This is a genomic window from Achromobacter sp. SD115 (genome assembly GCF_017355315.1).
In the GTDB taxonomy this organism is placed as follows: domain Bacteria; phylum Pseudomonadota; class Gammaproteobacteria; order Burkholderiales; family Burkholderiaceae_B; genus Achromobacter; species Achromobacter xylosoxidans_B.
In genome coordinates this window covers 18425-41154 of record NZ_JADIJM010000003.1, presented here as the reverse complement: position 1 = coordinate 41154, position 22730 = coordinate 18425, and the positions used below count along the sequence as shown (strand labels likewise).

Annotated in this window: 18 protein-coding genes; 10 read left to right on the top strand and 8 right to left on the bottom strand. The window is 65.1% G+C overall.

Going from position 1 to position 22730, the window contains the following annotated elements:
* Positions 1-163: 163 nt before the first annotated feature.
* The 3 genes from carA to IPU70_RS04795 all read left to right on the top strand — a co-directional run bounded on the left by carA (position 164) and on the right by IPU70_RS04795 (position 5422).
* The gene (gene carA / locus IPU70_RS04805; RefSeq protein WP_207465409.1) at positions 164-1318 is read left to right on the top strand and encodes a glutamine-hydrolyzing carbamoyl-phosphate synthase small subunit; all 1155 of its coding nucleotides are present in this window, start codon (positions 164-166) and stop codon (positions 1316-1318) included.
* A gap of 10 nt (positions 1319-1328) precedes the next feature.
* A complete protein-coding gene (carB, locus tag IPU70_RS04800) occupies positions 1329-4568 on the top strand; it encodes a carbamoyl-phosphate synthase large subunit (RefSeq protein WP_173146129.1) in 3240 nt (1079 codons plus the stop codon).
* An 89-nt stretch (positions 4569-4657) separates the two neighbouring features.
* Positions 4658-5422: an SDR family oxidoreductase gene (locus tag IPU70_RS04795; protein WP_207465407.1), complete on the top strand. Its 765-nt coding sequence runs from the start codon at positions 4658-4660 to the stop codon at positions 5420-5422.
* Between the two features lie 4 nt (positions 5423-5426).
* Here IPU70_RS04795 and IPU70_RS04790 read toward each other — a convergent pair whose 3' ends face one another.
* The 6 genes from IPU70_RS04790 to IPU70_RS04765 form a co-directional block, all read right to left on the bottom strand.
* Entirely contained in the window at positions 5427-6071 is a 645-nt protein-coding gene (locus IPU70_RS04790) for a histidine phosphatase family protein (RefSeq protein ID WP_207465405.1), read from the bottom strand.
* A gap of 19 nt (positions 6072-6090) precedes the next feature.
* Positions 6091-6999: a LysR family transcriptional regulator gene (locus IPU70_RS04785; protein ID WP_207465403.1), complete on the bottom strand. Its 909-nt coding sequence runs from the start codon at positions 6997-6999 to the stop codon at positions 6091-6093.
* 10 nt (positions 7000-7009) lie between these two features.
* Complete coding sequence (locus IPU70_RS04780) at positions 7010-8095, bottom strand: ABC transporter ATP-binding protein (RefSeq protein WP_207465401.1); 1086 nt, start codon at positions 8093-8095, stop codon at positions 7010-7012.
* Positions 8092-9804 (bottom strand): iron ABC transporter permease, encoded by a 1713-nt coding sequence (locus IPU70_RS04775; protein WP_013395598.1) that lies wholly within the window; start codon positions 9802-9804, stop codon positions 8092-8094. Before IPU70_RS04775 ends, IPU70_RS04780 begins: the two co-directional genes overlap by 4 nt.
* A gap of 89 nt (positions 9805-9893) precedes the next feature.
* A complete protein-coding gene (locus IPU70_RS04770) occupies positions 9894-11219 on the bottom strand; it encodes an ABC transporter substrate-binding protein (protein ID WP_207465399.1) in 1326 nt (441 codons plus the stop codon).
* 129 nt (positions 11220-11348) lie between these two features.
* Positions 11349-11777 (bottom strand): FlxA-like family protein, encoded by a 429-nt coding sequence (locus IPU70_RS04765; RefSeq protein WP_207465397.1) that lies wholly within the window; start codon positions 11775-11777, stop codon positions 11349-11351.
* A gap of 138 nt (positions 11778-11915) precedes the next feature.
* Here IPU70_RS04765 and IPU70_RS04760 point away from each other — a divergent pair, with 138 nt between their 5' ends.
* Positions 11916-13226 carry a solute carrier family 23 protein gene (locus tag IPU70_RS04760; protein ID WP_207465395.1) on the top strand — a complete coding sequence of 437 codons (1311 nt, stop codon included), beginning with the start codon at positions 11916-11918 and terminating at the stop codon, positions 13224-13226.
* A 52-nt stretch (positions 13227-13278) separates the two neighbouring features.
* On the opposite strand, the gene IPU70_RS04755 is transcribed toward IPU70_RS04760, so the two are convergent.
* A complete protein-coding gene (locus IPU70_RS04755; RefSeq protein ID WP_207465393.1) occupies positions 13279-14895 on the bottom strand; it encodes a methyl-accepting chemotaxis protein in 1617 nt (538 codons plus the stop codon).
* Between the two features lie 652 nt (positions 14896-15547).
* Here IPU70_RS04755 and greA point away from each other — a divergent pair.
* Complete coding sequence (gene greA / locus IPU70_RS04750; RefSeq protein WP_041654241.1) at positions 15548-16024, top strand: transcription elongation factor GreA; 477 nt, start codon at positions 15548-15550, stop codon at positions 16022-16024.
* Between the two features lie 130 nt (positions 16025-16154).
* Here the strand turns inward: greA and IPU70_RS04745 are convergent, their stop codons facing one another.
* Positions 16155-16754 (bottom strand): YhbY family RNA-binding protein, encoded by a 600-nt coding sequence (locus tag IPU70_RS04745; RefSeq protein ID WP_207465391.1) that lies wholly within the window; start codon positions 16752-16754, stop codon positions 16155-16157.
* Positions 16755-16772: 18 nt separating this feature from the next.
* Between IPU70_RS04745 and IPU70_RS04740 the strand changes: the two genes are divergently transcribed.
* The 5 genes from IPU70_RS04740 (at position 16773) to IPU70_RS04720 (ending at position 22723) form a co-directional block, all read left to right on the top strand.
* Positions 16773-17405, top strand: coding sequence for an RlmE family RNA methyltransferase (locus IPU70_RS04740; protein WP_175206205.1), 633 nt, complete (start codon positions 16773-16775; stop codon positions 17403-17405).
* Between the two features lie 214 nt (positions 17406-17619).
* A complete protein-coding gene (ftsH, locus tag IPU70_RS04735) occupies positions 17620-19506 on the top strand; it encodes an ATP-dependent zinc metalloprotease FtsH (RefSeq protein ID WP_207465389.1) in 1887 nt (628 codons plus the stop codon).
* A gap of 18 nt (positions 19507-19524) precedes the next feature.
* Positions 19525-20370, top strand: a complete 846-nt coding sequence (gene folP, locus IPU70_RS04730; protein WP_207465387.1) for a dihydropteroate synthase — start codon at positions 19525-19527, stop codon at positions 20368-20370.
* Positions 20367-21710, top strand: a complete 1344-nt coding sequence (gene glmM / locus IPU70_RS04725; protein ID WP_207465385.1) for a phosphoglucosamine mutase — start codon at positions 20367-20369, stop codon at positions 21708-21710. The genes folP and glmM overlap by 4 nt, the downstream gene beginning before the upstream one ends.
* Positions 21711-21922: 212 nt before the next feature.
* A complete protein-coding gene (locus tag IPU70_RS04720; RefSeq protein ID WP_207465383.1) occupies positions 21923-22723 on the top strand; it encodes a GNAT family N-acetyltransferase in 801 nt (266 codons plus the stop codon).
* The last annotated feature ends 7 nt before the right edge of the window (positions 22724-22730 follow it).

Here is a 22730-nt window from a genome sequence, read left to right as displayed (position 1 = left end):
CCGCCAGGCCGCTGTCGGCTGGATGAGGGAGGGGGACGGCGGGACGCGGAAAGACAGGCCAAAACGCCGTTTCCGGCCTTATTTGGCGCGGTTCGCCAGGGAAAACGCCCGCTCAGGGTATAATCCGAAGGTTTGATTATCGATTCTAAAACCGGGGTTTACTGTGCTGCCGCAACTCTTTCCCGAGGGGATCAACCGCTTCCCTCCTGCAATTCTGGCTCTGGCGGACGGTACCATTTTTCGAGGCGTGTCGATCGGTGCGCCTGGGCATACCGTTGCCGAAGTGGTGTTCAACACCGCGATGACCGGGTACCAGGAAATTCTCACCGATCCCAGCTATAGCGGCCAGATCGTTACGCTGACCTATCCGCATATCGGCAATACCGGCGTCAACGCCGAAGACGTGGAAGCCAAGCGCGTCTTCGCCGCCGGCCTGGTGGTCCGTGACTGTCCCGCCCGCGTGTCGAACTTCCGTTCCACGCAATCGTTGCCTGAGTACCTCGCCGAGCAAGGCGTCGTCGCCATTTCCGGCATCGACACCCGCAAGCTCACCCGCATCCTCCGCGAAAAGGGCGCCCAGGGCGCCTGCATCTTCGTCGGCGCCGACGCCGAGCGCGCCGTCGAACTGGCCCGCGGCTTTGCCGGCATGGCCGGCCAGGACCTGGCCAAGGTGGTGTCGATCAAGGACAGCGCCGAATGGACCGAAGGCACCTGGCAATTGGGCAAGGGCTTCTCCAAGCCCGACCAGTCCAAGTTCCACGTCGTGGCCTACGACTTCGGCATCAAGACCAACATCCTGCGCCTGCTGGCTGATCGCGGCTGCCGCCTGACGGTGGTGCCGGCCCAGACCAGCGCCGAGGAAGTCTTCAAGCTCAACCCCGACGGCGTGTTCCTGTCCAACGGCCCCGGCGACCCCGAGCCCTGCGACTACGCCATCGAGGCCACGCGCGCCTTCCTGGACAAGAAGCTGCCGGTGTTCGGCATCTGCCTGGGCCACCAGATCATGGGCCTGGCGGTGGGCGGCAAGACGCTCAAGATGAAGACCGGCCACCACGGCGCCAACCACCCCGTGCAGGACCTCCAGTCCAAGCGCGTGTTCATCACCAGCCAGAACCATGGCTTCGCGGTCGACGCGGCCAGCCTGCCGGCCACCGCGCGCGTGACGCACGTCTCGCTGTTCGACGGCACGCTGCAGGGCTTCGAGCTCACCGACCGCCCGGCCTTCTGCTTCCAGGGTCACCCCGAAGCCAGCCCGGGTCCGCACGACATCCTTGAACTGTTCGACAAGTTCATCGCCCTGATGTCCGGCCAAAAGTAAAGATTGCATCATGCCCAAGCGTACAGACCTAAAAAGCATACTCATCATCGGCGCCGGCCCCATCATCATCGGGCAGGCCTGCGAATTCGACTATTCCGGCGCACAGGCGTGCAAGGCGCTCAAGGCCGAGGGCTACCGCACCATCCTGGTGAACAGCAACCCGGCCACGATCATGACGGACCCGGAAACGGCCGACGTCACCTACATCGAGCCCATCACCTGGCAAGCCGTCGAAAAGATCATCGAGCGTGAAAAGCCCGATGCGCTGCTGCCCACGATGGGCGGCCAGACCGCGCTGAACTGCGCGCTGGACCTGGCCCACCACGGCGTGCTGAAGAAGCACAGCGTGGAACTGATCGGCGCCAACGAGCACGCCATCGAAAAGGCCGAGGACCGCCAGAAGTTCAAGCAGGCCATGACTGACATCGGCCTGGAATCGGCCAAGTCGGGCGTGGCTCACAGCATGGACGAAGCCTGGGAAGTGCAGCGCCGCATCGCGGCCGAAGTCGGCACCTCTGGTTTCCCGGCCGTTATCCGCCCCAGCTTCACCATGGGCGGTTCGGGCGGCGGCATCGCCTACAACGCCGAAGAATTCGAAACCATCTGCCGCCGTGGCCTGGAAGCTTCGCCCACCAGCGAACTGCTGATCGAAGAGTCGCTGCTGGGCTGGAAGGAATTCGAGATGGAAGTGGTCCGCGACAAGGCGGACAACTGCATCATCGTCTGCTCCATCGAAAACCTCGACCCGATGGGCGTGCACACAGGCGACTCCATCACCGTGGCGCCGGCCCAGACGCTGACCGACAAGGAATACCAGATCATGCGTAACGCATCGATCGCGGTATTGCGCGAGATCGGCGTGGATACGGGCGGCTCGAACGTGCAGTTCGCGGTCAACCCCCGCGACGGCCGCATGATCGTCATCGAGATGAACCCGCGCGTGTCGCGTTCGTCGGCGCTGGCTTCCAAGGCCACCGGCTTCCCCATCGCCAAGGTCGCCGCGCGCCTGGCCGTGGGCTACACGCTGGACGAACTCAAGAACGAAATCACCGGCGGCGCCACGCCCGCCTCGTTCGAACCCTCGATCGACTACGTCGTCACCAAGGTGCCGCGTTTCGCCTTCGAGAAATTCCCGACCGCCGACGCACGCCTGACCACCCAGATGAAGTCCGTGGGTGAAGTCATGGCCATTGGCCGCACCTTCCAGGAATCGTTCCAGAAGGCGCTGCGCGGCCTGGAAGTGGGCGTCGACGGCCTGAACCAGAAGACCACCGACCGCGAAAAACTGCAGGTCGAACTGGGCGAACCCGGTCCGGAACGCATCTGGTACGTGGGCGACGCCTTCGCGCAGGGCTTCACGCTGGACGAAGTGCACAACATCACGCACATCGACCCGTGGTTCCTGTCGCAGATCAAGGAAATCGTCGACATCGAACTGGCGCTGGAACAGAAGACGCTGGCCGACCTGGACTACGCCACGCTGTGGGAACTCAAGCGCCGCGGTTTCTCCGACCGCCGCCTGGCTTTCCTGCTGGATTCCTCGGAATCCGAAGTGCGCAAGCTGCGTCATCAACTGAACGTGCGTCCGGTCTACAAGCGCGTCGACACCTGCGCCGCTGAATTCGCCACCCGCACGGCCTACATGTACTCGACCTACGAGGAAGAGTGCGAAGCCGCGCCCACCGACCGCAAGAAGATCGTGGTGCTGGGCGGCGGTCCGAACCGCATCGGCCAGGGCATTGAATTCGATTACTGCTGCGTGCACGCCGCGCTGGCGCTGCGCGACGACGGGTACGAGACCATCATGGTCAACTGCAACCCGGAAACCGTGTCCACCGACTACGACACCTCGGACCGCCTGTACTTCGAGCCGCTGACGCTCGAAGACGTGCTGGAAATCGTCCACAAGGAAAACCCGGTCGGCATGATCGTCCAGTACGGCGGCCAGACTCCGTTGAAGCTGGCGCGCGCCCTGGAAGCGAACGGCGTGCCCATCATCGGCACCAGCCCGGAATCCATCGACGTGGCCGAAGACCGCGAGCGCTTCCAGAAGCTGCTCAACAAGCTCGGCCTGCGCCAGCCGCCCAACCGCACCGCGCGCACCGAAGGCGAGGCCCTGGCCCACGCCGCCGAAATCGGCTATCCCTTGGTCGTGCGCCCCAGCTATGTGCTGGGCGGCCGTGCCATGGAAATCGTGCACGAGCAGCAAGACCTCGAGCGCTACATGCGCGAGGCCGTGAAGGTCAGCAATGACTCGCCCGTGCTGCTGGACCGCTTCCTGAATAACGCCACCGAAGTCGACGTGGATTGCCTGGCCGACGGCGAAACCGTCTTTATCGGCGGCGTCATGGAACACATCGAGCAGGCTGGCGTGCACTCGGGCGACTCGGCTTGCAGCCTGCCGCCGTACTCGCTGTCGGCGGAAGTCATCGCCGAGATCAAGCGCCAGACCACGATGATGGCCAAGGCTCTGAACGTCAGCGGCCTGATGAACGTGCAGTTCGCGATCCAGGGCGGGGACGTTTACGTGCTGGAAGTGAACCCGCGCGCTTCGCGCACGGTGCCTTACGTTTCCAAGGCCACCGGCCTGCAGTTGGCCAAGATCGCCGCGCGCGCCATGGCAGGCCAGACCCTGGCCGCCCAGGGCATCACCAAGGAAGTCGTGCCGCCTTACTTCTCGGTCAAGGAAGCCGTGTTCCCGTTCGTGAAGTTCCCGGGCGTGGACACCATCCTGGGCCCGGAAATGAAGTCGACCGGCGAAGTGATGGGCGTGGGCACGAGCTTCGGCGAAGCCTTCGTCAAGTCGCAATTGGCCGCGGGCGTGCGCCTGCCGGAATCCGGCACGGTGTTCATCAGCGTCAAGAACCAGGACAAGCCCCTGGCGGTGGAAGTGGCGCGCGGCCTGCACGCGCTCGGCTTCAAGCTGGTCGCCACGCGCGGCACCGCTGCCGAGATCGAAGCTGCCGGCATCCCCGTGCAACTGGTGAACAAGGTCAACGAAGGCCGTCCGCACATCGTCGACATGGTGAAGAACGGCGAGATCGCGCTGGTCATCAACACCGTCGAAGAGCGCCGCAACGCCATCGCTGACTCGCGCACCATCCGCACCCAGGCGCTGGCCGCCCGCGTGACCTTCTTCACGACCATCGCCGGCGCCCGCGCCGCGGTCGAAGGCATGCAATACCTGCGCCAAGGCCTGGGCCTGCAGGTGTATCCGCTGCAGGAGCTGCACGCTTCCTTGCAAGGCTAAGCTGGCAAACGACACAATAGGGCACGCGTAAGCGTGCCCTATTTTTTTGCAACGCGATTCCGCAACGCCACTACAGGCATCAGGCACACATGGAAAGAGTTTTCATCACCGGCGCCAGCAGCGGCCTGGGACGCGCCCTGGCGCAGCAGTACGCCTCTACCGGCGCCACCCTGGGCCTCTTGGGCCGGCGCGAGGACGCCTTGCGGGAATTGGCCGACAGCCTGCCGGGCGAGCACCGCTGCTATGCGTTGGACGTGCGCGACCGCCAGGCCCTGCATGCCGCGGCCCAGGATTTCATTGCGTTCTGCCAGGGGCGGGTGGACGTGGTCATCGCCAGCGCCGGCATCAGCGCAGGCACCTTGACCGAGCATGGCGAGGACTACGACGTCTTCAAGGCCATCGTCGACACCAATCTGCTGGCCACCGTGGCGACCTTCGAACCCTTCATCGCGTCCATGCGGGCGGCAGGATCGGGCCGGCTGGTGGGCATCGCCAGCGTGGCGGGGGTGAGGGGGCTGCCGGGAGCGGGCGCCTACAGCGCGTCCAAATCGGCGGTGGCGACCTACTGCGAAAGCCTGCGGCTGGAACTGGCCGCCGAAGGCGTGGACGTGGTGACCATAGCGCCCGGTTACATCAAGACGGCAATGACGGCGCACAATCCGTATTCCATGCCGTTCCTGATGGAGGCGGATGCCTTCGCCCGCCGCGCGCGCAGCGCGATCGGGCGGGGCGCGTCCTATGTGGTGATTCCGTGGCAGATGGGCATCGTGGCCAAGCTGATGCGCCTGTTGCCCAACGCCGTCTACGACAGGCTGGCGCGCAACGCGCCGCGCAAGCCGCGCCGCGCGCGCTGAACCCTCAAGGCACCACGTCGTTGCCGACTTCGTCGGTCACGTGACCCACGTCGCCCCAGTCCAGCACCTGCCACTTGCGGCCTTGCACGCCGACGCGGTTGATGCTGACGTTCAGCAGCGAGGCGTCGCGCGGCCCGTTCAGCGGCACGCCCGAGGCATGGCGCCAGATGATGTCCAGCACGCCGCCGTGCGTGAACATCAGGATGCGCTCGTCGTCATGGCGGCTGGCGATGTCGTCCACGGTGGAGATGACGCGGGATTGGAACTGGCCCAGCGTTTCGCCGCCGTCCAGCGGGCGCAGCGGATCGCGGCTTTTCCAGGCCGCTGCGGCCTCGGGGGCCAGCACGTCGATGCGTTCGTGATCCAGGCCTTCCAGCACGCCGAAGCCGCGCTCGCGGATGCCCGGCTCCACCCGCACGCGCAGGCCGAGCTGCTCGGATACGGGCACGGCGGTGGCATGGGCGCGCTGCAGATCGCTGCTGTAGATGGCGTGAATGGGCGTGCGGCGGGCTTCCTCGCGCATGCGCGCGGCCAGCAGGCTGGCCTGGTTGACGCCGAATTCGTTCAGGGGGATGTCTTGCCAGCCTTGCAGGCGCCGCTGGCGGTTCCAGTCGGTTTCGCCGTGGCGGATGAACCAGATTTCAGTCATTACGGTCTTGATGCGGGGATTAGAGCTGGCCGGGCGCAATGGGCGCGCGCGGTTTCCAGATGGTTTGAATGATCGAGCTTAACGCGACCAGCGCGGGCTCGCTAGCGCGCTCGTAGGGCAGGATGAAGCCCAGCATGGCGTCGACGCGCGCCAGGCCCCAGACGATGAAGTCATTGGAGGCCGCGCCCGCCAGGGCGGTTTCCTCGCGCAACAGTGCGCAGCCTGCGCCGGCGCGCACCAGCGCGTCCAGATTGGCCTGGTCGTCATTTTGCATCACGACGCGCGGCGACAGGCCATGGCGTTCGAACATATCGCGCAGCAGCAGATGCGTGTGGCTGCCGGAAGGGCCGTCCAGCCAGGGCAATTGCGCCACTTCGCGCCAGCCGCCGCGCTTGAGCACCGCGGCGTGCTCCTTGGGCATGGCGATGCGGTAGCGCACGCTGCGCAGCGGCTGCCAGAGCACGCCACGCGGCGGATTGGCGGCGATGATCAGCGCCGCCGGCAGGCGGCCGGTGCTGACCTGCTCGGCCAGCGCAGCGGCGGGCAGGGTCTGGGTCTTGAGTTCGACCAGCGGCAGGCGTTGGGTGACGGCCGAGGCCAGTTCGCCCAGGCGCAGGAAGTCCGGCTTTTCGCTGGGCACGCCCAGTTCGACCGCGCCATGCAGGCTGCCCTGCAGCTGCTGGGCCTCGGACTTGAACTGCGCGCCCAGCACCAGCAGCGATTCGGCGGTGGGCAGCAACACCTCGCCGGCCTTGGCCAGGGCCAGTCGGCCGCCGCTGCGGTCGAACAGCGCCACGCCCAGGCTTTGCTCCAGCGCCTTGATCTGCGCGGTGACGGCTGGCTGGGTCAGCGACAGCGCCTCGGCCGCCTTCGTCAGGTTGCCCAGCCGGGCGACCGTGACGAAGGCGCGGATCTGATAGATTTCCATGGGCCCGAGTTTAGGCCGCCAGCAGCCGCACTTGGGTGGGTTCCAGCCCGATGGAGACCGGGGCGCCGACCGGGAAGGGCGACAGCCCCGCCAGATGCGACTGGTCTGCCGTCAGCCGCTGTTCGCCGATTTGCACCTGATAGCGCGTGAATTCGCCCAGGAACTCGCTGCTTTCCACGATGCCCGGCAGCCAGACATAGCGCGCGTCGCCCAGCCCGTCCGCCATTTCGATCTGCACGGTATGCGGACGGAAGCTGGCCGCCAGCCGAGACGCGGCGGGCGCTTCGCCAGCGAGCGGCAGGTGCAGGTCGCCCACGCCTTCCACCGCCAGCACCACGCTGCCGCTGGTGCGTTCGCGCACATCGCCCTCCAGCACGTTCATCGTGCCCACGAAGTTGGCCACGAAGCGGTTCACCGGATAGTCGAACAAGGTGCTGGGCGCGCCGATCTGCTGGACCACGCCATGGTCCAGCACCGCCATGCGGTCGGCGGTGGTCATGGCCTCTTCCTGGTCGTGGGTGACGAAGATGGTGGTGATGCCAAGCCGGCGCTGCAGGCTGAGCAAGTCCTGGCGCATCTGCACGCGCAACTTCTTGTCAAGGTTGGACAGCGGCTCGTCCAGCAGCAGCACCTGGGGTTCGATGACGATGGTGCGGGCCAGGGCCACGCGCTGCTGCTGCCCGCCGGACAGCTGGTTGGGACGGCGCTTGCCATACTGGGACAGGCCAACCAGTTCCAGCGCGGCTTCCACCTTGGCGCGGATCTCGGCGCGCGGCAGCTTGCGTTCGACCAGGCCGAAGGCCACGTTGTCCCATACGGTCATGTGCGGCCACAGCGCGTAGTTCTGGAACACCATGCCGATATTCCGGTTCCAGGGCGGCGTGCCGCTGATGTCCTTGCCGTCCACCAGCAGTTGCCCGGCGCTGTGCCGGTTGAAGCCGGCGATCAGGCGCAGCAGCGTGGATTTGCCCGAGCCCGAGGGTCCCAGCAGCGCGAAGAACTCGCCGGGTTCGATGCTGATGTTGACGTCCTTGAGCACCTCCGTCTTGCCGTAGGACAGCCGGATGTTGCGGCATTCGACGCTGACTTTCTTCATGCGGATTCCCCTTCATTGCGAGCCGGCCGCTGGCGCGACTGGGCGCGCTCCACCAGCAGGTGCGATACATACGTGCCGATGGCCACCGCGGCCACCGCCAGGACGCCGAGCGCGGCGCCCGGGCCCCGGCCCGCCGCGCTCTGCATGTACAGATAGATGCCGTAACTCATGGGCGCCTGGCTGTCCTTGGTCACCAGCATGATGGTGGCCGACAGCTCCACCGCCGCCGTCACGAAGCTGGTGACGAAGCCCGCCAGCATGCCGCCCGCCATCAGCGGCACCACCACGCGGCGTATCGTGCTCATGCGCGTGGCGCCCAGCGATTGCGCGGCCTCTTCCAGCGAGATATTGATCTGCTGCAGCGACGCCACGCAGGAACGTAGCGCGTAAGGCAGCCGCCTTACCGAGTACGCGATCATGATGATGATCCACGACGAGGTCAGCAGGGTGCCGGTGCCCGGCAGTTCGATGCCGCGGAAGGTGCGCAGAAAACCGATAGCCAGCACGATGCCCGGGATCGCCAGCGCGGCGGATGCCAGGAAATCCAGCCACTGGCGCGCGGGCAGCCGGGTGCGCAGCATCAGGTACGCAATGGCGGTGCCGAGGATTACGTCGACGCCCGCCGCCAGGCCGCAATAGAGCAGGGTGTTGGCGATCATGCCCTGCGATTCGGAGAACACCGCGGAGTAATGCGCCAGCGTGTAGCCGTCCGGCAGCGGTGCGAAGCTCCAGACGCTGGCCAGCGACAGCAGCAGCACGCCCATGTGCGGCGACAGCACCAGCAGCAGTACCAGGATGATCCAGCCATAGGCCAGCACGCTTTCCATCGGCCGCAGCTTGCGCTTCTGGATGGAGCTGCCGCCCTTTTGCAGGGTCGAGTAATCGCGGCCCTTGAGCACGCGCGCCGACAGCCACAGGGCCAGGATCGAGAACCCGACCATGATGACGCTGATTACATAGCCCAGCGGATCCTCCAGGCCGACCTGCGTGATGCGCAGATAGGCTTGCGGCGCCAGCATGTTGGTGGTACCCAGCACGAGCGGCGTGCCCAGGTCGTCGAACACCTTGACGAACACCAGCGATGCGCCGGCCACGTAGCCGGGCAGGGCCAGCGGAAAGATCACGCGGCGGAACAGGCGGAAACCCCGCGAGCCCAGGTTGAAGGCCGCTTCCTCCATGGCGCCATCGATATTGCGCAGCGCCACCACCAGGTTCATCAGGATGAACGGGAAGTAGTGCAGCGACTCCACGAAGATGACGCCGTTCAAGCCTTCCATGAACGGGATGGTGAAGCCGAACCAGTCGTTGAGCAGCAGGTTCACGCTGCCCGAGCGGCCGAAGATCAGCTGCATCGCGACCGCGCCCACGAAGGGCGGCATGATCAGCGGCAGCACGCCCAAGGTCTGGATCAGCAGCGCGCCGCGGAAATCGAAGCGCACGGTGAAGTACGCCAGCGGCACGGCGATCAGGGACGCCAGCAATGCCGACCAGCCCGCCACGTAGAGGCTGTTGAAGAAGGCTTCCTTCATCAGCGGTTGGTTGAAGAAGGCGCCGAAGTGGCCCATGGTGAAGCTGCCGTCGGCGTTCACGAAGGCGCTGTAGAACACCGTGCCCACCGGCACGGCCAAAAACAGCAGCAGAAAACCGAACACCAAGAGCGCCGTCAGCAAGGGGCCGACGGGCAGGCGCGAGTGGCCCGAAGAATTCATCGAGATTCCCGAAATCGTTGCCAGGGGAAAACCGCGGCGGCGGACGGGATGGGTCCCGTCCGGCTCGCGCGTCCTGCGGGTGTTGCGGCCTAGAGCGCGGCAGCCTGCTTGGCGAGCTTCACGGCTTCTTCGTAGTTCGCCTTGGAACGGCCGTTCCACTCGCCTTCCAGCTGGGTGATCTGCTGGTTCACGGCGGCGTCCTTCTTGTTGCCGGCGAAGATCGCCAGGAAGGCCGGATCCGCGGCCTTCTTGCCGTCCACGAGGGGCGCCCAGGTCAGCTTGCGGGCCTGCGCCAGCAACTCGGCGGCCTTGCCGCTCTTGGCCTTGTCGCCCAGCTTGGCTTCGGCTTCGTAGATGGCCTTGGTGGCGGCCTGCAGTTCCTTCAGGCGGAACGTGACCGTCTGGTCATACAGCGACTGCACCACGTAGTAGCGCGACTGCGACAGGTCGGCGTTGAACTGCACCTTGCTGCGCTTGGCGATCTCGGCGGGGTCGGGGTAGCCCTGGGGAATCTTGCCGGCCAGCGCCGTGTAGGGCAGCACCGGCAGGCGCGAGATCTTGGGCTCCAGCAGCAACTCCTGCCCGGCCTGGCTGAGCGTGAAGGCGATGAACTTCTTGCCTTCCTCGGTGTTCTTCGCGCCCTGGATCAGCGCGATGTTGGCCGGCACGATGGCGGTTTCGGAGGGGTAGACGAATTCCACCGGGAACTTGGAATACTTGCTGGACAGGCCGAAGAAGTCGATCACCGGTCCGGCGCCGAACTGGCCGTTGTTGACGCCGTCCGGCACGCCGAACGAGCGCTCGGTGACCGCGCTGCTGTTGCCTGACATGCGCAGCAGCGTGCTCCAACCTTCGTCCCAGCCCTCGCCCTGGAGGATGGTTTCCACGGTCAGGTGCATGGTGCCCGAGCGCGACGGCGAAGTGATGCCGACGTGGCCGAACCATTGCGGCGACAGCAGGTCCTTCCATTCCACCGGCGCGGGGATCTTGTGCGCCGCGATGTAGCGGGTGTTGTAGATGATGCCGTAGCCGGCCAGGGCCTGGCCCAGGTACATGCCGCCCGGATCGTTGATGGGGTAGTTGCCGATCTTGTCCGGCACCTGCTTGTTGGCCACGTCGGCGGAGCTCGCCAGCAGCTTGTCGCGGCCCAGCACCTCGAAGGCGTCGGGCGCGCTGGCCCAGAACACCTCGGGACGCTGGCCGGCGGGCGTTTCGCGCACATAGGCGATGCCCGACACCGTGTTCTTGTTCAGGATTTCCAGCGTGATGCCGGGATTGGCCTTTTCGAAGGCCGTCTTGTAGGCCTGGGTCAGGTCTTTGGGGAACGACGTGATCACCGTGACGGTGCCTGCGAGGGCAGGGGCCGCGCAAACGGCCAGCACCGCACCTGCAAGGGCTGTGCGCATTGCATGCATGGTTTGTCTCCGTGGTTTTAGATTTGTCCGGAGACAGTACTGGCAGGCCTGGGCAGCGTCCAATCAGAAATTTTGATGCGCGCCATCAATGCGGGCGCCCCGGCCGCGCGGGGCGCCGTGCCTTGCCCGCTAGGCGGTGGCGGATACGCCGCCTTGCATGGCCCGGGCCTGCTTGTCCATCACTGCTGTGATCTGCTGCTGGATCTGCATCGCCTGGGCATTGAGCGCCATCAGTTGCTGGGCCTTCATTTCGGCCGGCATGCCGCTGGCCTTGACCTTGGCGATCTGGTCCATCACGCGCTTGAGCTGCTTCTGCAGTTCCTTGATCTGGCGCGTGTATGCGTCGTCGTTGCTGGAGTCCTCGGTTTCCTTGGTTTCTTGCACGTTGCCCATTTTCAGGCCGCCGGGGTTGTCGACACGGATCTTGCCGTCCGCGGACACCGTGCTCGCTTCCGCGTCCGAGGCGCTCTTGGCTTCCTTGTTGGCCTGGATCTTCTGGGCCCAGAGGTCGGCCAGGCTGTTGATTCGGGAACTGCCGCTGATGGGATCGATCGCCATGATTGCTCCTGCCGCCTATGGGGGTTTCGGGGTTTTCACTAGTACGGCATTCTGACGGTGAACTTAAGCATTGCCGCCCGTTTGCGGCCCCCTTTACACTGGCGCCCGCTCACACCCAACACCTACTTTGGGATATCCATGTCCAATTCCTACTTTCCGCGCTGGCGCCTGGCCGACGACACCGAGCCTGGCGTCATCATCGCGCCCGATGAAAGACTGTCCTGGCCCAAGAACGTGGCCATGGGCGCGCAGCACGTGGTCGCCATGTTCGGCTCCACCGTGCTGGCGCCGCTGCTGATGGGTTTTGACCCGAACGTCGCCATCCTGATGTCAGGGATCGGCACCCTGATCTTCTTCCTGTTCGTCGGCGGCCGCGTTCCCAGCTACCTGGGCTCCAGCTTCGCCTTCATCGGCGGCGTGATCGCGGTGACCGGCTATGCCGGCGGCGGCGGCAACGCCAATATCGGCGTGGCACTGGGCGCCATCATCGCCTGCGGCCTGGCCTATACCTTGATCGGCCTGATCGTCTGGTTCGTCAACGCGCGCGCGGGCGGCGGCGCGAACTGGATCGACACCCTGATGCCGCCCGTGGTCACCGGCGCGGTGGTCGCGGTCATCGGCCTGAACCTGGCCCCCATCGCCGCCAAGGGCGCGATGGGCGCGTCGGGCTTCGACAGTGTCATGTCCATGGTCACCATCCTTTGCGTGGGCGGCATCGCCGTGTTCACCAAGGGCATGGTGCAGCGCCTGCTGATCCTGGTCGGCATGATCCTGGCCTGCGTGCTGTACGGCATCCTCGCCAACGGCATGGGGCTGGGCAAGCCCATCGATTTCTCCGGCGTGGCCGCCGCGGCCTGGTTCGGCCTGCCGCACTTCGCCGCGCCGGTGTTCAAGGCCGAGGCCATGGGCCTGATCGTGCCCGTCGCCATCATCCTGGTGGCCGAGAACCTGGGCCACGTGAAGGCGGTCAGCGCCATGACTGGCCAGGACCTGGACCGCTACCTGGGCCGCGCCTTCGTCGGCGACGGGGTCGCCACCATGGTGTCCGGTGCGGTGGGCGGCACGGGCGTCACCACCTATGCCGAGAACATCGGGGTGATGGCGGTCACGCGCATCTATTCCACCCTGGTGTTCGTGGTGGCGGCCCTGATCGCCATCGTGCTGGGCTTCTCGCCCAAGTTCGGCGCGCTGATCCAGATGATCCCCGCGCCCGTGCTGGGCGGCATGTCGGTGGTGGTGTTCGGCTTGATCGCCATCGCCGGCGCCCGCATCTGGGTGGTGAACCAGGTGGACTTCAGCGACAACCGCAACCTGATCGTGGCCGCGGTCACGCTGGTGCTGGGCGCGGGCGACTTCACGGTCAAGCTGGGCAATTTCACGCTGGGTGGCATCGGCACCGCCACCTTCGGTGCCATCATCCTGTACGCCCTGCTGCGCCGCAGGAAGTAAGCGGCGCGGCCATGCACGGGCCAGAGGTCCCGCGCATGGCCGGCCAGAGCGCTTAGGTGCGCGACAATCTCGAGGCCGCGGCGCCCGTCAGCGCCACCGGCGCTGCCTCGATCACCTGTCCCGACTGCGTCTTGAACACGGAGGTGGCCTCTGCCAGGCGCCGCGCCTGTTCCTCCATCGCGGCCGCGGCGGCGGAGGCTTCCTCGACCAGCGCGGCATTCTGTTGCGTTACTTCGTCCATCTGCGTGATCGCCAGGCTGACCTGGTCGATGCCGCCGGCTTGCTGGGCCGATGCTGCTGAAATTTCAGCCATGATCGCGGCGACCCGTTGCACCGAATCCACGATTTCCTGCATGGTCTGCCCGGTGGCAGCGACCTGGGCCGATCCGGCGGCGACCGTGTCCACCGAGGCCTCGATCAGCGTCTTGATCTCCTTGGCGGCCTGTGCGGCGCGTTGGGCCAGCGTACGGACTTCGCCCGCTACCACGGCAAAGCCCTTGCCCTGTTCGCCGGCGCGCGCGGCCTCGACTGCGGCGTTCAGCGCGAGGATATTGGTCTGGAAAGCGATGCCGTCGATTACCGACACGATGTCCGAGATGCGCCGCGAGCTGTCCGAGATGCCGTGCATGGTGGCCACCACCTGTTCCACGTTCTGGCCGCCGCGCTGCGCCACGTCCATGCTGACCGCGGCCAACTGATTGGCCTGGGCGGCGTTTTCGGCGTTCTGCTTGACGGTGACGGCCAGTTCTTCCATGGTGGACGCGGTCTCTTCCAGCGCCGCGGCCTGCTCTTCGGTGCGCACCGACAGGTTGGCGTTGCCGGCCGCGATTTCAGCCGCGCCCACGTTGATCTCGTCCACCCCCTGGCGCACGGACGTGACCGTGCGGGTGAGGCCTTCCTGCATGCGCTTGAGCGAGGCGAACAGCACGCCGATCTCATTGTTGGAGCGGGTCTCCACGCGGTTGGTCAGGTCGCCGGCCGCGATGCGATCGAAGTGCCGGCCGGCCTCCTGCAGCGGACGGAGCACGGCGCGCCGGATGAAGGCCCAGCACAGCGCGGTCAGGAGCAGGGCGACCGATATCAGCGCGACCGCCGAGATCCGGGCGGTGGCGTAGGTCTGCTCGGAGCTTGCCAGCACGCCGTCGCTGCGCTCCTGGACCCGGCCCAGGAAGGCTTGCATGTCTTTCATGAAGTAGGCGTCGGCCTGCGGCAGCCGCCCCTCGTCCTGGCGATACTTGGCTGGCGAGCGTGCCTTGATGTTGGATTCCAGTGTGTCCAGGATGGCGGCGTATTCGGTGAAGCGCCCCTGCAACGTCTGGGCCAACTGCTCACCCCGCGCGCTCTTGGGTACGGCCATGTAGCGGGCGAAACGCTCGCGCGCCTGCTTCAGATGGCTGGCGGCTTCCTCGCCAGCCAGTCCGGCCTGGTCCATGCCGCCCGCCTGCATGGCAGCCATGCCTGTACCGAGCGCCAGCCGCGCGCGCAGCAGGGCGGCGTTGGCTTCGTAGAGCGGGTCGACCTGATGGACCGCGACATTGTTCAGGTCCTTGATCTCGGTCACGCTTTTCTCGGCGTTCATCCAGCTCAAGCCGCAAGCCAGCGTCAGGGCGACCACAAAGCAGCCCAGGACCAGCAGCATTCCCGTACGGACTTTCAGTTTTTCCAGCATGAGAGCTCCTCGTTCTTGAACGCGATCCGCCGCGTGCGTACGGCCCAGGCCGCCCGCCGCGTGACGGAACGGCGAACGTCGCGCCGGATGGCTGCGATGCGTCCGCCACCACTGCAAACACCCGCAAATAAGACTCTTGCGCCTGGCTCGTGCTTGCGGTCTGCCAGACCTGGCCAGACGATAGTTCTCTTAATGCAATATGTATTTAATTGTTATTAATGACACAATTTGTTGTTTTATACTGCGTCAGCCAAGTTTTTCTGGCGTTTTTGAGAGTTGCGCTTTGGCTGTTTCGCAAAAAACTATCGAAAAGTAGTTTTTATGCAACATATGCGTGGCGGACGCGCAGCGGTGGGCCTGAGCCGTCCGGTTGCCGGTTGAATCGGGAAAACTTGGAAGAAATGACGGGTTTTAGCGGGTTACAGCGGCGAAATGCGGCGAAAACGGCGGTTTCTCCGGCGGCTTGCAATTCCCGTGGACTTTGACCACAATATGACCTTGATTGCCCCGGTTCCGACCCGAGCCGGGGTTTTGTTTTGGTCGTCCGCGCCGCTCGTCACTCGATACCCCGATCGACAGCGCGCGCCAGGGTTGCGACCTTCACCGAGAACGCTCCGTCCGGGGCGTTTTCTACTTTTGTTTGGGAAACGACATGTCTGCCATTCCTTTGACCGTGCGCGGGGCCGAGCGCTTGCAAGAAGAGCTCCAGCGGCTGAAAACCGTGGAACGTCCTGCCGTTATCAACGCGATCGCTGAAGCGCGTGCGCAGGGTGATCTGTCGGAAAATGCCGAATATGACGCTGCTCGCGAGCGCCAAGGCTTTATCGAGGGCCGGATTGCCGAGCTTGAAGGCACGCTTTCCAATGCCCATCTGATCGACCCTACCGCCCTTGAGGCCGAAGGCCGCGCCGTGTTTGGCGCTACCGTCGACATCGAGGACCTGGATTCGGGCGATCGCGTGACGTACCAGATCGTCGGCGACGTTGAAGCCGACATCAAGTCGAACCTGATTTCCGTGTCGAGCCCGGTGGCGCGCGCGTTGATCGGCAAGAGCGAAGGCGACGTGGTCGAGGTCGTGGCCCCGGCTGGCGTTCGCGAGTATGAAGTCCTGGGCGTCCGTTACATCTGACGCCAACGTAGTAAGCTGGATGTTGTCAAAACACCATAGTCCGAACCGTGCGTTCGACTGAATTCCGCGGTTTAATGCGGATCGCTATGGTGGACCGGGCGCGTAAAGCGCCCGTTTTTGTGCCCGGCGCTTACCTTTTCGACGACTTGCGGCTGGTGCCGCTGCGTGCTCCGGCCCGCAGGCTGAGCGCGCTGCCGCCGCGGCGGGGAATGCCGTGACCGCTGGCGGTGGTCTTCTTGGTGCCGGGACGCATGGGCTTGCCGTTCTTGTTGAGCTGGTCCTGGGGCACGAAGCGCGTCTTCGGCTTGGGCTCTTCGGACTCGCTGCGGCGCGGACGCTTGGCCAGGGTCTTGCCTTCGGCGGCCAGCTTCTTGGGCGTATGCGGCTCGGAGGCGCGGCGCTTGGCGGGGCGTTCGGGCTCCATGGCGGCCAGCGCGGCGGGCTTGATATTGCCGGCCAGCGGGCGGAACAGGATCAGCGTCTTGCCCAGATGGTGCACGGGCGCGCAGGAAAGCGTGTCGCAGATGGTCGACAGCATTGCGTCGCGGGCCTCGCGGTCATCACCGCCGGCGCGCACCTTGATGAGGCCATGCGAAGCCAGTGCCAGGTCGATTTCCTTGAGCACGGCTTCGGTCAGGCCATTGTCGCCAATCAGGACGACGGGGCGCAGAGGGTGAGCGGCGGACCGAAGGTCGCTGCGCTCACGAGAGGTAAGTTCTAATATAGGCATGCGTGGAATTGTACGGTAATGGCCAAGAATAAATTCTCCAAAGACTGGATTCACCAGCACATCAACGATCCCTATGTGAAGCTGGCGCAACAGAAGGGCTACAGGGCCCGCGCCGCCTTCAAGCTGATCGAGATCCTGGATACCGAGAAGCTGATGCGCCGGGGCGACCTGGTGGTCGACCTGGGCTCGGCGCCCGGCAGTTGGTCCCAAGTGGCGCGCGAACGTCTGGCGGGGCCGGGCGGGATCGTGGACGGACGCATCATCGCGCTCGACCTGCTGCCCATGGAGCCCGTGGCGGGCGTCGAATTCATCCAGGGCGACTTCCGCGATGATGAAGTCTTGAAACAATTGGAAGACATGGTCGGATCGCGCGCGGTGGACCTTGTTATTTCCGACATGGCCCCCAACTTGTCAGGGGTGGGTATTGCCGATTCGGCGCGCATCCAGCATGTGTGCGAATTGGCAATGGAATTCTCCTGCGCCCACCTGAAGCCCAACGGGGCGCTGATCGTCAAGGCTTTCCACGGCAGCGGCTTTTCGCAGATCGTGGAGTCCTTCAAGCAGCGCTTCAAGCGGGTGGTCGAACGCAAGCCGAAGGCATCGCGGGACAAATCCTCCGAAACCTTTCTGGTTGCGCGCGATCTGAAGTAGCCCGGGTCCGGGGCGCCTCGCCCTGAATCCGAAAAACTCACAGCCTGCCGGGACAACGACCAGAAAATTCGCGAATCAGACAAAACTTAGAGGGGCTCAGCCATCCCGGGACGCAATCTGGTCTGACAGGGTAGAATGAGCTATTGACATACTTGTGACTGTGCCATATGCGGGTGCGCGGTCGCCGGTCGGAATCGAAAGCAGGAGATCGACCTTGAATAATTCATTTTCGAAAGTCGCTGTCTGGATGGTGATAGCCCTCGTGCTGTTCACCGTCTTCAAACAGTTCGACGGACGCGCTCAGACCCAGGACGGCGTGACTTACACGCAGTTCATGGACGACGCCAAGGCGGGACGTATCCGCAAGGTCGACGTCCAGGGCGACGTGCTGTACGTCACCCCTGACGCGGGCCGTGCCTACACGCTGACTTCGCCGGGCGACCTCTGGATGGTCTCCGATCTGCTGAAGTACGGCGTCCAGGTTTCGGGCAAGCCGCGCGAAGAGCAGTCGCTGCTGATGAGCATCTTCGTGTCGTGGTTCCCCATGCTGTTGCTGATCGGCGTCTGGGTATTCTTCATGCGCCAGATGCAGGGCGGCGGCAAGGGCGGAGCATTCAGCTTCGGTAAATCGCGCGCCCGCATGCTCGACGAAAACACCAACCAGATCACCTTCGCCGACGTCGCCGGCTGCGATGAAGCCAAGGAAGACGTCCAGGAACTGGTCGATTTCCTGCGCGACCCCAGCAAGTTCCAGAAGCTGGGCGGACGCATTCCGCGCGGCGTGCTGATGGTCGGCTCGCCGGGTACCGGCAAGACGCTGCTGGCCAAGGCCATCGCGGGCGAAGCCAAGGTGCCGTTCTTCAGCATCTCGGGTTCCGACTTCGTTGAAATGTTCGTCGGCGTGGGCGCTGCCCGCGTGCGCGACATGTTCGAAAACGCCAAGAAGCATGCTCCCTGCATCATCTTCATCGACGAAATCGATGCGGTTGGCCGTCAGCGTGGCGCCGGCCTGGGCGGCGGCAACGACGAACGCGAACAGACGCTGAACCAGATGCTGGTGGAAATGGACGGCTTCGAGTCCGGCCAGGGCGTCATCGTCATCGCCGCGACCAACCGTCCCGACGTGCTGGATCCCGCGCTGCTGCGTCCGGGCCGCTTCGACCGCCAGGTCGTGGTGCCGCTGCCCGATATCCGCGGCCGCGAGCAGATCCTGAAGGTCCACATGCGCAAGGTCCCGCTGTCGCCCAACGTCGACGCGACCGTCTTGGCGCGCGGCACCCCGGGCTTCTCCGGCGCCGATCTGGCCAACCTGGTCAACGAAGCCGCGCTGTTCGCCGCCCGCCGCAATGGCCGCACGGTCGACATGTCCGACTTCGAAAAGGCCAAGGACAAGATCATCATGGGCGCGGAACGCCGCTCCATCGTGATGCCCGAAGAAGAACGCAAGAACACCGCGTACCACGAGTCCGGCCACGCGATCGTCGCCCGCCTGCTGCCCAAGACCGACCCGGTCCACAAGGTCACCATCATCCCGCGCGGCCGTGCGCTGGGCGTGACCATGCAGCTGCCTGAGACCGACCGCTACAGCATGGACAAGGGCCGCCTGCTGTCCACCATCGCTGTGCTGTTCGGCGGCCGCATCGCCGAAGAAATCTTCATGGATCAGATGACGACGGGCGCTTCGAACGACTTCGAACGCGCCACCGCCATCGCCCGCGACATCGTCACGCGCTACGGCATGACCGACGAACTGGGTCCCATGGTCTATGCCGAGAACGAAGGCGAAGTGTTCCTGGGCCGCAGCGTCACCAAGACCACGCACATGTCGGAAGCCACCATGCAGAAGGTGGACACCGAGATCCGCCGCATCATCGACGAGCAGTACAGCGTCGCGCGCAAGATCCTGGAAGACAATCGCGACAAGGTCGAAGTGATGACCGCCGCGCTGCTGGAATGGGAAACCATCGACGCGGACCAGATCAATGACATCGTCGAGGGCCGCCCCCCGCGTCCCCCGAAAACGCCTCAGGGTCCGTCGGATACGTCCGACACGCCGCCCACGGGCCTGGCGGCGGGTGGCAATACGGCTGCCGCTGTCTGAGGCTGCTCATCCTGAGTTATGGCAAATAACTTCCTTTGCGGGCGCTTCGAGTTTGATCTCGAGCGCCCGCTTGTCATGGGTATCGTCAACGTCACACCGGATTCCTTTTCCGACGGCGGCCAGCACGACGATACGGATTCCGCGGTGGCGCATGCGCGCCAATTGATCGCCGAAGGCGCCCAGATCCTGGATCTGGGCGGCGAGTCGACGCGCCCCGGGGCCGATCCGGTCTCGGTGGCCGACGAACTGGCCCGGCTGCTGCCGGTGATGGAGGCGCTGCGCGATTGCGGCGTACCCCTGTCCATCGACACCTTCAAGCCGGAAGTCATGCGCGCGGTGCTGGACGCCGGCGCGGACATGATCAACGACATCTACGGCTTCAGGCAGCCCGGCGCCGTCGAGGCGGTGGCGCATTCGCGCTGCGGGCTATGCGTGATGCATATGAAGGGCGAGCCCCGCACCATGCAGGCCGCCCCACCCGAATACTCCGACCTGATCGGTGAAATCGGGCTCTTCCTGGGGGCTCGCGCGCACAAGCTGCGCGCGGCCTGGATCGATCCTCGCCGCATCGTGCTGGACCCGGGCTTCGGCTTCGGCAAGACGGGCGACCAGAATTTCCAACTGCTGCGCCGGCTGTCCAGCTTGCGCAGCGCCGGCTATCCATTGCTGATCGGCCTGTCGCGCAAATCCATGATCGGCCAGGCTACCGGCCGGTCCGTGGGCGACAGGTTGCCCGGCAGCATCGCCGCGGCGCTTGCTTGCGTGGCGCGTGGCGCTTCCATCGTGCGTGTGCACGATGTGGCGGCCACGGTTGACGCGCTCAAGGTATGGCACGCGGCAGAACAAGGAGCAATCAGTTCATGATTCGACGCAAATATTTCGGTACCGACGGTGTCCGCGGTGAAGTCGGCGGTCCGGTGATCAACGCCGAATTCGCCCTGCGCCTGGGCTACGCGGCCGGCCGCGTGCTGGCGCGCGAGCACGCCGTGCGCGGCGGCAGCCGCCCGCAGGTCGTGATCGGCAAGGACACGCGGATTTCCGGCTACATGCTGGAGTCGGCGCTGGAAGCTGGCCTGTCGGCCGCGGGCATCGACGTGCTGCTGGCCGGCCCGGTACCCACGCCCGCGGTGGCCTACCTGACCCGGGCGCTGCGCCTGGTGGCGGGCATTGTCATCAGCGCTTCGCACAATCCGTACCAGGACAACGGCATTAAGTTCTTTTCGGCGCAAGGCATGAAGCTGCCCGACGAGATCGAGGCCGACATCGAAGCCGCCCTGGATGAACCGTTGGGCTGCGTCGCTTCGGAAGCCCTGGGGCGCGCCCGCCGCATGGGCGACGCGCAGGGCCGCTATATCGAGTTCTGCAAAAGCACTTTCCCCAACGATCTGGACCTGAACGGCATGACGATCGTGGTGGACGCCGCCCACGGCGCCGCCTACAACATCGCGCCCCATGTGTTCCGCGAACTGGGCGCCGAGGTGCATGCCATCGGCGTCAATCCGGACGGCTTCAACATCAATAAGGGCGTAGGCGCGATGCACCCTGAGTTGCTGGCCAAGGAAGTGCAGGCTCGCGGCGCCCAACTGGGCATCGCGCTGGACGGCGACGCCGACCGCCTGCAGATGGTGGACGGCGAAGGCCGCATCTATAACGGCGACGAACTCATGTATGCCATCGTCCGCGAACGCATGCAGCGCGGCAAGGTGGAGGGCGTGGTCGGCACGCTGATGACCAACTTCGGCTTCGAGCGCGAAATGCAGCGCCTGGGCGTGGGCTTCGAACGCGCCAACGTGGGCGACCGCTACGTGCTGGAGCAGATGCAGGCGCGTGGCTGGCTGTATGGCGGCGAAAGCTCTGGCCACCTGCTGTGCCTGGATTGCCATTCGACCGGCGACGGCATTGTCGCCGCGCTGCAGGTCCTGACCGCGCTGGGCCGCAATTCGGTCGGACTGTCGGAGTGGGTGAGCGATCTGCGCATGTATCCGCAGAAGATGATCAACGTGCCGTTGACCCCGGGCCAGGACTGGAAGACGCACGCCGGCCTGAGCGCTGCGCGCAAGGCGGTCGAAGCGGAACTGGACGGCCGCGGCCGCATCCTGATCCGCGCCTCGGGCACCGAGCCGAAGCTGCGCCTGATGGTCGAGGCCGAAGACGAAGCCCTGGCCGTTTCCAGCGCCGAGAAGCTTGCGGCCAGCCTGGGATAAGCACCGGTTTCCGATTCCAAGCAAGGCCACCCGAAGCGTGACGGGTGGCCTTTGTTTGTTCAGGGGCTGTATAGATTTGTAAAGTTTTGTCGATTTCGGCGGAAGATTGATTTATCAGCCCCGAACTAAACTTCATAGTCACGTAACATATTGGTCAAGTCTTTGACATACAGGGCGTCCACACTGGCTGGACTCTCTAGGAGCTTCGCGCAATGCTGGAATTAGCACGCATCAATCCGAGCCGTAATGCCGCAGAACCTTGGACCGGCGCCGCCGCCAAGGTGCTGGTGGTGGGCTTGGCGCGCACCGCTGAAGAAATCGAGCAGATTCAACGCCTGCGCTACGAGGTCTTCACCGAGGACATGGGCGTGGTGTTCCCCGATGCCCAGGACGGCATTGAGCAAGACCGCTTCGACCCGTTCTGCGAACACCTGATGGTCCGCGAGCTGGATACGGGCCGCGTGGTCGGCACCTACCGCATCCTGACGCCGGAAAAGGCGCGGGAGGCTGGTGGATACTACTCGCAGTCCGAGTTCGACCTGTCCGGGCTGGGCGCCATTCAGGACGAGCTGGTCGAAGTCGGCCGCTCCTGCACCCACGCCGACTACCGTGGCGGCGGCGTCATCATGCTGCTGTGGTCGGGGCTGGCCGAATACCTGCGCCGCGGCGGCTACCAATACGTGCTGGGCTGCGCCAGCGTCAGCCTGCGCGACGATGGCGTGACCGCCGCCGAAGTGTGGCGCACCATTTCCAAGCAGTTGCCGCAGGGCGACGAACCGCGCGTGACGCCGCTGCACCGCTATCCGGTGGAAAAGCTCAACAGCACCCTGCCGGCGCGCGTGCCGCCGCTGATCAAGGGCTATTTGAAGCTGGGCGCCAAGGTCTGTGGCGAGCCCGCCTGGGACCCGGACTTCAATGCCGCGGATTTCCCGGTGCTGCTCAAGATGGATCGCATGGACGAGCGCTATCGCCGCCACTTCGGGCTGGACCAGCCCGCCACTGCCCAGCGCTGACCATCAT

Coding starts and splice junctions, on each gene's coding strand:
- carB (WP_173146129.1), top strand. CDS start 1,329: ATGCCCAAGCGTACAGACCTAAAAAGCATACTCATCATCGGCGCCGGC.
- IPU70_RS04795 (WP_207465407.1), top strand. CDS start 4,658: ATGGAAAGAGTTTTCATCACCGGCGCCAGCAGCGGCCTGGGACGCGCC.
- IPU70_RS04790 (WP_207465405.1), bottom strand. CDS start 6,071: ATGACTGAAATCTGGTTCATCCGCCACGGCGAAACCGACTGGAACCGC.
- IPU70_RS04785 (WP_207465403.1), bottom strand. CDS start 6,999: ATGGAAATCTATCAGATCCGCGCCTTCGTCACGGTCGCCCGGCTGGGC.
- IPU70_RS04780 (WP_207465401.1), bottom strand. CDS start 8,095: ATGAAGAAAGTCAGCGTCGAATGCCGCAACATCCGGCTGTCCTACGGC.
- IPU70_RS04775 (WP_013395598.1), bottom strand. CDS start 9,804: ATGAATTCTTCGGGCCACTCGCGCCTGCCCGTCGGCCCCTTGCTGACG.
- IPU70_RS04770 (WP_207465399.1), bottom strand. CDS start 11,219: ATGCATGCAATGCGCACAGCCCTTGCAGGTGCGGTGCTGGCCGTTTGC.
- IPU70_RS04765 (WP_207465397.1), bottom strand. CDS start 11,777: ATGGCGATCGATCCCATCAGCGGCAGTTCCCGAATCAACAGCCTGGCC.
- IPU70_RS04760 (WP_207465395.1), top strand. CDS start 11,916: ATGTCCAATTCCTACTTTCCGCGCTGGCGCCTGGCCGACGACACCGAG.
- IPU70_RS04755 (WP_207465393.1), bottom strand. CDS start 14,895: ATGCTGGAAAAACTGAAAGTCCGTACGGGAATGCTGCTGGTCCTGGGC.
- greA (WP_041654241.1), top strand. CDS start 15,548: ATGTCTGCCATTCCTTTGACCGTGCGCGGGGCCGAGCGCTTGCAAGAA.
- IPU70_RS04745 (WP_207465391.1), bottom strand. CDS start 16,754: ATGCCTATATTAGAACTTACCTCTCGTGAGCGCAGCGACCTTCGGTCC.
- IPU70_RS04740 (WP_175206205.1), top strand. CDS start 16,773: ATGGCCAAGAATAAATTCTCCAAAGACTGGATTCACCAGCACATCAAC.
- folP (WP_207465387.1), top strand. CDS start 19,525: ATGGCAAATAACTTCCTTTGCGGGCGCTTCGAGTTTGATCTCGAGCGC.
- glmM (WP_207465385.1), top strand. CDS start 20,367: ATGATTCGACGCAAATATTTCGGTACCGACGGTGTCCGCGGTGAAGTC.
- IPU70_RS04720 (WP_207465383.1), top strand. CDS start 21,923: ATGCTGGAATTAGCACGCATCAATCCGAGCCGTAATGCCGCAGAACCT.